13 protein-coding genes and 1 pseudogene are annotated in these 11,718 nt (G+C 38.7%); 2 read left to right on the top strand and 12 right to left on the bottom strand.

Annotated elements, in window-relative coordinates:
• Nucleotides 1-10 precede the first annotated feature (10 nt).
• From KI363_RS12300 to KI363_RS12285, 4 genes are all read right to left on the bottom strand, one after another.
• Entirely contained in the window at nucleotides 11-823 is an 813-nt protein-coding gene (locus KI363_RS12300; RefSeq protein ID WP_212966473.1) for an inositol monophosphatase family protein, read from the bottom strand.
• A 17-nt stretch (nucleotides 824-840) separates the two neighbouring features.
• Complete coding sequence (locus KI363_RS12295) at nucleotides 841-1,677, bottom strand: carbohydrate ABC transporter permease (protein WP_158321342.1); 837 nt, start codon at nucleotides 1,675-1,677, stop codon at nucleotides 841-843.
• Nucleotides 1,677-2,576 (bottom strand): carbohydrate ABC transporter permease, encoded by a 900-nt coding sequence (locus tag KI363_RS12290; protein ID WP_158321370.1) that lies wholly within the window; start codon nucleotides 2,574-2,576, stop codon nucleotides 1,677-1,679. The genes KI363_RS12295 and KI363_RS12290 overlap by 1 nt, the downstream gene beginning before the upstream one ends.
• 101 nt (nucleotides 2,577-2,677) lie before the next feature.
• The gene (locus KI363_RS12285; protein ID WP_212966472.1) at nucleotides 2,678-3,922 is read right to left on the bottom strand and encodes an ABC transporter substrate-binding protein; all 1,245 of its coding nucleotides are present in this window, start codon (nucleotides 3,920-3,922) and stop codon (nucleotides 2,678-2,680) included.
• 396 nt (nucleotides 3,923-4,318) lie between these two features.
• Between KI363_RS12285 and KI363_RS12280 the strand changes: the two genes are divergently transcribed.
• Nucleotides 4,319-5,176, top strand: a complete 858-nt coding sequence (locus KI363_RS12280; protein ID WP_212966471.1) for a M15 family metallopeptidase — start codon at nucleotides 4,319-4,321, stop codon at nucleotides 5,174-5,176.
• A 65-nt stretch (nucleotides 5,177-5,241) separates the two neighbouring features.
• Here the strand turns inward: KI363_RS12280 and KI363_RS12275 are convergent, their stop codons facing one another.
• The 6 genes and pseudogenes from KI363_RS12275 to KI363_RS12250 all read right to left on the bottom strand — a co-directional run bounded on the left by KI363_RS12275 (nucleotide 5,242) and on the right by KI363_RS12250 (nucleotide 9,725).
• Nucleotides 5,242-5,664, bottom strand: coding sequence for a YugN family protein (locus tag KI363_RS12275; RefSeq protein ID WP_212966470.1), 423 nt, complete (start codon nucleotides 5,662-5,664; stop codon nucleotides 5,242-5,244).
• 261 nt (nucleotides 5,665-5,925) lie between these two features.
• Nucleotides 5,926-6,612: an RluA family pseudouridine synthase gene (locus tag KI363_RS12270; protein WP_212966469.1), complete on the bottom strand. Its 687-nt coding sequence runs from the start codon at nucleotides 6,610-6,612 to the stop codon at nucleotides 5,926-5,928.
• Between the two features lie 39 nt (nucleotides 6,613-6,651).
• Nucleotides 6,652-6,873, bottom strand: a pseudogene (locus KI363_RS12265) (metallophosphoesterase family protein); the annotation flags it as partial.
• 14 nt (nucleotides 6,874-6,887) lie between these two features.
• A complete protein-coding gene (locus KI363_RS12260) occupies nucleotides 6,888-7,418 on the bottom strand; it encodes a hypothetical protein (protein WP_212966467.1) in 531 nt (176 codons plus the stop codon).
• A 124-nt stretch (nucleotides 7,419-7,542) separates the two neighbouring features.
• On the bottom strand, nucleotides 7,543-8,781 hold the full coding sequence (locus KI363_RS12255) for a GTPase family protein (protein ID WP_212966466.1): 1,239 nt from the start codon (nucleotides 8,779-8,781) through the stop codon (nucleotides 7,543-7,545).
• 224 nt (nucleotides 8,782-9,005) lie between these two features.
• On the bottom strand, nucleotides 9,006-9,725 hold the full coding sequence (locus tag KI363_RS12250) for a YebC/PmpR family DNA-binding transcriptional regulator (protein WP_212966465.1): 720 nt from the start codon (nucleotides 9,723-9,725) through the stop codon (nucleotides 9,006-9,008).
• A gap of 175 nt (nucleotides 9,726-9,900) precedes the next feature.
• Between KI363_RS12250 and KI363_RS12245 the strand changes: the two genes are divergently transcribed.
• Nucleotides 9,901-10,440, top strand: coding sequence for a DUF6241 domain-containing protein (locus KI363_RS12245; RefSeq protein WP_212966464.1), 540 nt, complete (start codon nucleotides 9,901-9,903; stop codon nucleotides 10,438-10,440).
• 189 nt (nucleotides 10,441-10,629) lie between these two features.
• On the opposite strand, the gene KI363_RS12240 is transcribed toward KI363_RS12245, so the two are convergent.
• Together KI363_RS12240 and KI363_RS12235 are read right to left on the bottom strand one after the other, a co-directional pair.
• Nucleotides 10,630-11,235 carry a nucleotidyltransferase family protein gene (locus KI363_RS12240; RefSeq protein WP_212966463.1) on the bottom strand — a complete coding sequence of 202 codons (606 nt, stop codon included), beginning with the start codon at nucleotides 11,233-11,235 and terminating at the stop codon, nucleotides 10,630-10,632.
• Nucleotides 11,229-11,588: an HAD family hydrolase gene (locus KI363_RS12235; protein ID WP_191967382.1), complete on the bottom strand. Its 360-nt coding sequence runs from the start codon at nucleotides 11,586-11,588 to the stop codon at nucleotides 11,229-11,231. The genes KI363_RS12240 and KI363_RS12235 overlap by 7 nt, the downstream gene beginning before the upstream one ends.
• Nucleotides 11,589-11,718 lie beyond the last annotated feature (130 nt).

Here is an 11,718-nt window from a genome sequence, read left to right as displayed (position 1 = left end):
CTTCGAAAAATTATTTACTTTTGTCCTCTTCTCCTAAATACTCTTGCATGAGTTGCCTATGAAAAGTTTGGTTTCCTACACAAATCGATGTTTTTTCAAATAGATTGATCGGTTTATTATCAATCGTGGTAGCTTTAACCCCCAACTCCCCTAGTAAAACTAAGCCTGCGGCAAAATCCCATGGGGATAACCGTAAACTTATAAAACCATTTAACTTCCCACTCGCAACGGCCGCCATTTCCAAAGCAGCTGATCCAATCACTCTTGTTCCCCTGATATCTTGAATTAATGAATGGAATTTTCGATAATCATATTGGTCATTGGGTACAAGCCAACTACTATCAATCCCTAGAAGGGAATGTTTTACCGTAGTCTCTCTTACTGTCTTCAGTCTTTCCTTATTTTTGAATGCACCATAGCCATGTAAGGCGTGGTAACACTCTTCTCTAATAGGATCATAGATAATCCCGACTCTCGGACTGCCATTTTCATATACGGCAACTGAAATAGCAAAGTTCTCCTTTTGATGGACAAAGCTTGTCGTCCCATCAATAGGGTCGATTAACCAAACAATCTCTTCTCTTGGATTAAAGGAAGTGTCTTCCCCCATCCCTTCCTCTCCAATTATATGGTGATTTGGATATCGTTCTTTAATTTTACGAATGAAAAACTCTTCAATTTCGCGATCTTTCTCCGTCACCAAATCGGCTTCAGAAGTCTTATATTCCACACGTAACTGCTCACTCAGACTTTCCTTTATGTTTTTGCCAGCTTCCTTCGTCCAGGATATCGCCGTCTCATATATTTCATTAAACTTTTCCAAAATAGCTCACTTCTTCCTTATTTAATGGCTCCTTCACCAATTCCCTTGATAATGTATTTTTGTGAAAATGCATAGAATATGACAACTGGAATAATCGTCATCGTTAAGCCTGCCATCGCTAAGTTCCATTGGATCGTAAATTCTCCAAAGAAATAGAAGGTTGTTAGCGGAATAGTGCGCAACGCCTTATCAGAGAGTGTCAAGGATGGTAATAGATAATCATTCCAAATGCTAATGACATTCAAAATCATGACGGTGACAGTGATCGGCTTAAGCATCGGAAACACAATCCGCCAAAACACACCAAATTTCGAACAACCATCAATCGTTGCCGCTTCTTCTAAGGAAACAGGAATCGATTTTATAAAACCGTGATATAAGAATACAGAAAGACTCGCATGGAAGCCTATATTCATGTAAATCAAACCACCATGTGTATTCAACATTGGAATATGAAGTGTATCGCGAAGGAATCCCATGAATTCCATTAAAGGCATCATCAAAGTTTGAAAGGGAATAAGCATCGTTGCCACGAAAGTCATAAAAATAACCTTACTAAGCTTATTGTCTGTGCGCACTAACATCCACGCTGTCATCGACGCCAAAATTACAATAAAAATAATAGAGACAATCGTGACAAACAAAGAGTTTTTCAAGGCAAGTAGGAAATTCATCTTCTCCATTGCTGTTTGGTAATATTGAAAGCTAAATTGAGAAGGAAGTGCGAGCGCATTACTATAAAGCTCTTCCCGATTCTTAAACGAATTGACAAGCATGATATAAATAGGTGATAAAAAGGCAAGTGCAAGTAGAAAGAGCAAAATTTCCGCAACGATTTTACTTGTTTTTTTCATTACATTTGCACCTCTCTCTTCTTCGTCATGTACACTTGCGTCAATGTGATGGCCGCTACAACTACAAAGAATACAATCGCTTTCGCTTGCCCATATCCATAATGACTGTATCCGAAGATTTCATTGAATATATTCATCGCAAATAATTCTGTGGAGTTGACTGGCCCTCCATTCGTTAAAGACAGATTCACATCGTAAATCTTGAAGGCGTTGGCAAGTGTGAGAAATAAAGAAATCGTGAAAGATGGCATTAACAATGGGAAAATAACTTTCGTTAACCTTTGCCAGAAATTAGCCCCATCCACACGTGCCGCCTCAATTAACTCATTTGGAATTCCCTGAATACCTGCAAGGTAAATAATCATGGTGTAACCAGCCATTTGCCATGTAAAAACAGCCACAAGCGCATAAAGGGCATAATTCGAATCTAGCAGCCAATTAAAGAAGACACCTGTCATTCCGGTTGATTCTCCCATCGTTCTAAAAACATCTGTGAAAATAAATTGCCAAATATAACCAAGGATTAAGCCGCCTATCAAATTAGGCATAAACATCATCGTTCTTGCGGCTTTCGATGTCCGAAGCTTCGAAGTAACCAATAACGCAAAAGTAATCCCTAAAACGTTAACAGAAATAAGGGCTAATATCGTAAATTTAATCGTTTTCCATGCAGAGCTAAGAAAACGGGGATCATCAAATAATTGCACAAAGTTCCCAAAACCCACAAAGGTCTTCGGATTAGAAGGGATACCATCCCAATCAAAAAATGAATAATAAATCCCGATCAAAAACGGAATAATGACAACCGTAGCAAAAATTAATAGAAGTGGGACAGTGAATAGTGCAAACCAAACTCCGTCCATCCTTTTCTTATTCAAGTCAAACCCTTCTTTCCTCATAATTAACAAAGTGAAAGGCCCATCGCCTAATGTATTTTTACTAGCGATATCATACATTTCACGAAGGGCCTTTTTATTGTTTTAAAATTATTTAAACTCCTTTATTTTACACTGTTTGCCCAAGCAGCATCCAGATTTTCAAGGAATTGTTGACCTGTCATATCTTTAGAAAGGAAATATTCCTGTGTAACTGGTGCCAGATCATTCACAATCGCGTTCGCCGGGAAATAATTGTTTGCCCACATGATTGTTTCACCACTATTGGATGCCTCTAGAACTTCTTGTGATAAAGGATCAAGTTCTTTCGGTTCAATATTCGTCATCGCTGGAATAAAACCAAACTCTTCCACAATATAGCGTTTTCCCGCATCACTTGTGAACATCCAATTTAGAAAATCACTAGCCGCTTTAATTTCATCCTCATCCTTTTGATTATTAATAGCCCAATTACTCGCTACACCTACTGCTAACTTGTCATTTCCATCAAGTGGAAAAGGCAGCATTCCGTATTCAAAATCTATATCGTAATCCTTGAACATATCATATGCCCAGTTCCCTTGGTGAATCATGGCTGTTTTGCCAGTTGCAAAATCTCCGATCACACCATCATAAGTCACTTCCAAAGGATTTTTCGTATTTTCCTTTATGGCATCCATAAATTTCGCAAAATCCTGGAATTCCTTTGTATCGGCCATTTTCACTTCGCCTTTATTTAACTTTTCAATAAAAGCTACAGGATCATCTTGTAACGCAAATGGCGTATTCAAGATATGACCAATAAGAAAGTAGGCTTCTTCCGAGAGCCCTAAACCATTAATATCTTCAGATTTAAATTTTTCCAATGTACCAGCAAAGGAATTATAATCACTTACATCTTTTGGATCCACTAAATCTTTGTTATATATAATTCCATATCCTTCCACACCATATGGGATCCCGACAATTTTCCCGTCAATTTCCAATTCCATATTTGGTGCAATGTACTGAACATACTCCTCATTACTTTGATCATAAAGATATGATTTTAATTTCTCAGCATCTGTTGGGCTCACACTAAAAATAGTTGGCCCTTGATTACTAGTAAGCTTTGTTTGGAGTTGCTGCATATAATTATCTCCTGCAGCTCCCAATACCTCTACATTCACACCAGTTTCCTCTGTATATTCCTTCGCAAGAGCTTCTAATTGATCGACAATTTCAACCTTACTATTGAAAACCGTGATCGTCGGCCCTGAGGATTTACCTTCCCCATTTTCATCATTGGAAGCACCACAGCCCGCCAACACAATGGTAGAAATGACCAACAAAGACATGAAACTGAACAAGATTTTATTTATTTTACGCATTTTTTCATCTCCTTCATGCATTATTCAGTAAAACGCTATACTAGTATTTTAGCGTTTTCAATAAAAATGTCAATTATTTTATCGATCTTTATTTCTAACTTGTTTATTTTACCCGAATTACGGCTTATTATTCCAGTATTTTTTACATTTTATAAGGTTTTATTTTACTTTGATATCTTAATGCACGTGTTCAACCATGCCTTGGCAGACACTCCGGGGAATGAAAACTAGAAATAAAGTCCATAGTTTTCGTATAAAAGGGAGAATGGACGGTTTTTTACTAAGTGAAATATTTTTATAAATTTTACTTACGGTTAGTAAAAATTTTATCGATCAAAAGGGGTTGGAATTTTGTCGAAAAAAAAGGTAAAATAGAATATTGGGAGGAAAAATAATATGAAATTACTTAAAACCCTACTATCTATCACTTTTATTTCTTTTTTAACCGGAGGCATTCTTACAGGGTGTGACGGATTTTTAAATGGGGAACATAAATTCGCTCCTGATCATGACGACCAGAACATTCAAGAGAATGCGAAGGATAAAGCTCCCGATCAAGATAAAAAGGACCAAAGCAAGGATAAAGAAAAAGATAATCCTTATGCGAATGCGCCTAAGGTGGATCCAACCAAGTATCATGATAAAGCGATCCAAGTTGTGGCTAATCCTAATGAAGTATCGATTCTTGTTAATAAACAGTACAAATTACCTGATAATTATGAGCCCGATGATTTAGTCTACCCAGATGTTCACTTTATTTTCTCGGAAAAAATCGAAAAGCGAAAAATGCGGAAGGTGGCTGCTAAAGCATTAGAGGAAATGTTTGCGGCAGCTGAAAAAGATGGGATTTATTTGGCGGGTGCTTCAGGCTATCGCTCTCAAGAAACACAGATTACCCTTTACGATAATTATGTAAAAAAAGATGGGAAAGAGGAAGCCGATCGTTATAGTGCTAGACCGGGGCATAGTGAGCACCAAACTGGCTTATCGATTGATGTTTCTGGTATCTCTGCAGAATGTGCTGTGGAGGATTGCTTCGCAGATACAGCGGAAGCCAAATGGTTAGCGGATCATGCACACGAATATGGTTATATTATCCGCTATCCAAAGGATAAGGAAAACTTAACCGGCTATATGTATGAACCATGGCATATTCGTTATGTTGGCAAGGAAATGGCAAAGGAAATCTTTGAGCAAGATATTACACTGGAAGAATATTACAATGTCGCCATTCCGGTTAACGAGAGGAAATAAATACCTAAGAAGCTAATCAAGTAAAATGATTAGCTTCTTTTTTAAGGTTCTTCGTGGTTTTGTGATTATGATGAGATTGGATGAATTCCGTTTAAGATTTCGTTGATGGCCGCTTCCCCAGCTTCTTCCCATTTTTGTGGGCGAGGAATATTGCCATCTTGATCAAGTGGTTCTTGAAACTGATTTACACCAGTTGTTGTAAGCAAAGAGCTCTCATCACGATCTAAACCAATGTTCACAACATGTTTTATCACATAGGGCTTATCAAACCGAATACGAGCTTGATATTCATCGAGCATCCCTTCTACAACGTGAAAGGGTATTCTCATATAGATCGTTTCCCCGCCCTCTCGCCATAAAATGGAATCGAAATGGCCTTTATCATAATCCCAATTTCCCCCTAGACAGTACCCTAATGGGCATAGATGCTCCATCATCTCGCCAAATTTTGCTGTTTTTCCCTCAATTTCTGTATCCAATATAATCATTGATCATCCACTCCAGCATAAGATTGAATACTATTCTTAACCAACCCGGAAATTATATACATGTCTTGTGTGATCAAATGACGCATAATTTCTTTATTTCAGTGGACTGTTATTAGGAGGGATTTTAGGATATCGATGTGCGGCTCCCTTATTGGGAGTCATATATTATATGTTTTCAGAAATGCCCTACAGATGGTTTTCATAAAGTTTAGAGTAAAAGGAAAACGGGAGATCCTAAACGCAAAAGGGATCTCCCATTTTTTAGTATGATGGTTGATCATTCCATATACTCCACGGAAAAGTATGAGGCGGTGCTTGTTTCACCTTTATCCATTCCTTTGTTGTAGGATGTTCAAATCGAAGCTCAGATGCCCAAAGAGCAATTTGTTGCCCAGGCTTATTCACTGCTTGTCCATACTTCTGATCTCCGTATAAAGGACAACCGATATTGGAAAATTGAACCCTAATTTGATGAGGGCGGCCTGTATGTAGATTGATTTCTAACAGGCTCATACCTTTCGCCTCCCCCAATATCTTATAATCCAGTATCGCCTTTTTTCCTCGAGGATCATTTTCTGGAACGACATACACTTGATTTTTCTTCTGATCCTTCCATAAATGATGTTCCAATTTAGCTTGCCTTTCCTTTGGGACTCCTCTGACAACTGCGACATACTTTTTATCGAAAGCCCTTCGTCGAATCGCATCCGATAATCTTGATGCCGCCTTTGAAGTTTTCGCGAATACCATCACACCGCCAACAGGACGATCAAGTCGATGCACTAGCCCTAAATACACATTACCAGGCTTCTGATAGCGAATTTTTATATCTTCCTTTAACATGGTCAACAGATCTGGATCACCAGTTTGGTCTGCTTGTACAGGAATATTGACTGGCTTTTCAACAACAAGCAGATGATTATCTTCGTATAAAATGGGAATATCCAATATGTATCAAAACTCCTTTCTTATAAAAGGCCGTCGTCTATTCACTAATGCCAATACGGCCTCATCGTGATTTCCGGTAATCATGGAAACATCTTTTCTTGAGAACAAGGTCTCCAAAACTTCATTTGTATCTGGTCCAATCGCGATCATATCTCCTAAACAAAAGATATGCTCTATATCGTCTCTTCTATCAATCTCTTTCAATACAGCCCGTAATGCTGGATAATTTCCGTGTATATCGGTAAGGACTGCAAATTTCATCTGATCACCTTCCATCACTTTTTCATTTGTCCTTGTAAATATTCGGGATGCTTTACATAAATAAAACCAGATTCATCTTCTAAGTAGTCTAGAATCGGATCATCACGAATAATCCGTAGACATTCCCGATCATTGATATGCAGATCTTCGTGAGTTTGGATTTCTGAAAGATGAATGGTTTTAAAGGTAGCGAACTCTTCATCTTCATGACCATCTAAAGAAATATAATACATCACAACTGGACTATCCTCTAAGGCTTTCATAATGTAGTCAAAAAGAAGGTTAGAGATTTTTTGGGAAAACGGATTATTGAACCGATAATTTCCTTCAATGGGCAAATAGTTAGAGGTACATCTTGTTTGATAACGAAGACGTACATGCTTTGAAAAATAAAATCTTTTTAAAGTCTCCTCATCCATATTTTCCTCAAACCAAAGACCCGTAAAATCAAGCTCAGAGGCATAAACATTTTCCCTAATCGGTTGATATCCGATAGATTCTGTTGATAATGGAGCATGTGACGCAAAATAAGCATAATAGGTCATATGGTCACCTCAAGTTCCTACCGTTTTCACCTTATTATACTCTTCCCTTTACAGCATTTCGCCTATTTTTACAAAAATGAACCCTTTCCAACAAAAATGGGGCAACTCAATAAGCTGTCCCATTTCATTGCTCCTTTTTCTTTTCCTCAAATTCCGTGTCATAAGTTTCCTTAACCTGCTTCATAGACTTTCCTTCAATAAAATATGCAATGGCCGCTTCACATAAGGCATAAGTTCCCGTTGTTGCAATGGCCCCAGAGATCACGCTTCCGGCAACCGGAATAAACTTCACCAATTGTCTTGCCACTTGGCGTAATACAAATCCCGTTGCCACATTGACTCCCAATGCGCCCATAAATTCAATAACAGATTTTTTTCCAAGTTTTTGCCCGGAAATCAAAGCAATCGAAGCAATCATCGTTGTTTGTAAGCCAGTAATAATCGGCAGATCAGGACCTGGAATCGGGCTTGCTCCGATCGCCCCCGTTATTCCGGCTATACTCTTTCCCAGTCTACGTGCCACCTTCTTTTGTACAGATTTTATCTTTGATAATTTCGCTAACACCATTTGCGCTTCATTTGGTAACTGTTCAATTAAATAATCCAATAAGCGATCAATATTCCAGCGTATATCATAGGCAATGTCGTCCTTGTCGAATTCCATATAAGCTGAGACAGGGATGACCTTAACTGGATTAGAAACAGCTTCTCGCAATTTCGTCTCTAATACTTGAATAGCCTCCTGAATATTTTCCTGTTTCACTGGATGATCAAATGGTGGCTTGTCCGCAGATTTTGGACTTAATTCGTCTACTTGTGTCACGACACCGATAATCGGAGCGTCAAATTCATGTACTTCTTGAATCGTCTTTTTTAATTCTAGTAATTGAGCCAAATCCTCGTCAATTCGTGCGCTTACTTCTTTTGCTTTACTTAAAAACAAAATCGCATCTGGGCATTTTTCCTTGATTGAGGATTGTACCTCCTCCAAAGCGGTACCCTTTGAAAAGGCCTCCTCCGGATCATCTGCTTCCCCTAATCCTCTTGTATCTAGAATTTCTAGAGCACCAGCATCCGATTGATAACGATGCCATTTCCCGGCTCCAGTCCGTGCCTTCACATCGCCAATCTCTGCCCTTTTTTCACCAAAAATAGCATTAATGAGACTTGATTTACCTGCGCCCCTTCTACCAACAATCGCAAACCGGGCAGGACGTGCATCCAAAGTAAAAGATTTCAAATGATCCAATTCCACACGAATTTTATCTTTCACTTTCCCCGGAATCTTTGCTTTCGCTAAAGCTTCATATATGGATTTAATCAGATCTTCTATTTGCTTTTTATTTTCCTGTTCGTTATTCATCTTTGCAGCACCTCCATATTCAGAGTGAAGTAAAGCGTTTATATAAAATTATCCCTTACTAAAGGGATTTTGTCTAATGTTAGCGAAAATGGTATGCTCAAGGAGTAATTGAAATCCCCGGAAAAATGAGGCGTCAGTTAGATGTGGAACTATCCTCTTTTAGAACGAAAAGGCTGTTCAAAAAGAAGGATAAAAATCGAACTTTTTGAACAACCTTTAAAATATTAATCATCCAACGCTACATTATGATGCACTTGCTGGACATCTTCCAAGTCTTCTAACACATCGACCAATTTTTCAAACTGTGCCTGGTCCTCCTCGGATAAAAACACTTCATTTTGAGCAAGCATGGTTAATTCAGCAACCGAAAACTCTGTAATCCCCGCTTGTTCTAATGCCTCTTGCACAGCATGAAACTGATCAGGCTCCGCATATACGATCACTGTGTCATCTTCCTCAACAATATCACGTACATCAATCTCAGCTTCCATTAGGATTTCTAATATATCATCCGCTGTTTTCCCTTCGACACCAAAAACAGCAGTGGCTTCAAACATATAAGCAACAGAGCCACTAACCCCCATATTGCCGCCATTTTTGCCGAAAGCTGCTCGAACTTCGGAGGCTGTACGATTTACGTTATTTGTTAGGGCGTCGACAATCAGCATCGAACCATTCGGACCAAAGCCTTCATATCGAAGTTCTGAGTAGTTTTCATCTGATCCACCTTTTGCTTTTTCAATCGCACGATCAATAATCGTTTTCGGCACATTGTACGTTTTCGCTCGTTCTAAAACGACTTTTAAAGCTTGGTTCGCTTCAGGATCAGGTTCACCTTGTTTAGCGGCCACATAAATTTCCCGACCAAATTTAGCATAGATCCGGCTCGTGTTTTTATCCTTTAATGCCTTTTTTTCTTTAATATTATTCCATTTACGTCCCATACGTAACACTCTCTTTCAACTTTGAATACGTAACTATCCTATTATAACGCTAGATTTGGCAATTTTCGAGTAGTAATATTTTGCAGGTAATTCATGATTTATATCGAATATAAAAAGTAACACTCTAATAAGCTGATTATGCATTTATATTTACTTTATAAGGAGGATTTATTTCGTGTATAAAAAGATCATTTGGTCCCTTATAGGACTTATCGGTGTACTGGTGGGAGTGTTTCTTATTCTTGTATTCACAGATTCACCTCAATCACCGGAAAAGGCAGACAAAGAAAAGAAAGAAACAGCGGTTCAGGCTGCAGCGACGGTTGAAGAAAATGATGCAGATGCCGAAATAGAAGCAGAAGCCCCTAATCCTTTTGGTCAAAAAAGTACGCTAGCAGAATTAACAGATGAAGATTACCGAAATTATATTCATAAAATGTCTCACCAAAAGGTTAAGGCTGATGAAAAGTGGGGATTCTATGAAATCACCCCCGAGCGAATTGACTGGTTATTACAAGGCTTAGACCAAGTGAACTTAAAAAGTGAAGATGTCTACAGGGACATTTTAGAAAGATGGAAGGCTGAAGACTTTTCCAAAGTAGACCAAGATCATAATGCCATCTGGCAATTACAAGGAGGTACAATTGGAAAAGCAACAGGCATTTTGAATGCTGAGGAAGAAGAAGCCTTTTTACAGGAAACAGAAGAACAATAGTGACAGCTTGGGAAAGGAGCAATTGATTTCTTGAAAAATGAAATAGATTGCTCCTTGCTTGCCATAAGAAACAAGTTCAGTCCGGATCCTTTGAAAAATTCCTCAATAGTCAGAAGGTAGCTTTCCGTATCTGCTGGTACTAACAAGCGGATTTCCATCGGACTCCCCCTCTTTCAAATGAACAATTCTTCATCCTTTTCTAACGTTTGGCTTATGGGCTATGCTTAACTTTCCGTCCGTATCGAAAATTTTTAATTTCGGCCATACTTCCGGCCATTTTTTTGCAGCTATACGTTGGTTGTAGACTGCCTTTTTGCTTCCCAAATAATACGTTGTTGGTCTTACCTCCATTTTTAGAACATCCCTTACACCCCATGGAGCTGTTAAAACCACATGCCCACTCCCATTCAGCTTCACTCCTAATGCTGTCACTGTTTCCGGAAACTTAGCAATTCCATCAACACTTGAAGAATACGGTGGCATGTCGCTTACGTGATGCATCCTTGCCTGATTTTTTACCGACCAAGGGATATGGGAAGACATGGAATTAAGCTGTTTTTCATATTCCTTTTCCATTTGCTCACATGTATTGGCTGGGTCAAAATAAATAACATCCACATCTGGAAGGGGGGTGCGAGCCGAGAAATTGTGTAATAGATCCCATACTTTTGAGCGAACAAATCCGGCACAGATCCACCAATCAGGTAATTCTAAGGTTTGAACTGTTCGTAAAATATCCATCATCCATTCGTCTTCTTGGATACACTGAATAATATCTTCCTCTGTTTCTAGCATTTCCTCCCCTCCATTCCTAATAGTATGGGAATCTCCGATAAATCATCTACGATATAATCGGCTTCTGCCCTTTCCCAAAAGGAATCTCTTTTCCAAATGGTCTTCATCCCAATAGCTTGTGCACCTTTTATATCATTGCTAGGATGGTCACCTACATAAATACATTCACCAACAGGTACTCCTAATTCGAAAGCGGATTTTCGAAAAAGCTTGGGATTGGGTTTACTCATTCCTTCCGTTTCTGAAATAAGAATGGAGCTAAAGTAGCGTTCGATTTTTAGGGCTTGTATATTTTTCATCTGAAATGCGCCTTTTCCATTCGTGATCATTCCAAGCAAGAGACTACCTTGCAATTGGTGAACCCTCCCCCACCAAATCAAAGATTTGGTGGGGGCTTCCCTTGACTTAAATACAGCTTACGTCACGCATGTTTAGTTGCCATTGGCACTAAGCGCCTGATGTAAGTTAATGAATGAAGCCAAA

The sequence above is a fragment of the Lederbergia ruris genome (assembly GCF_018332955.1).
In the GTDB taxonomy this organism is placed as follows: Bacteria; Bacillota; Bacilli; order Bacillales; family Bacillaceae_C; genus Lederbergia; species Lederbergia ruris.
The sequence above is the reverse complement of the archived record's forward strand: the minus strand, read 5'-3'. Positions and strand labels throughout refer to the sequence as shown.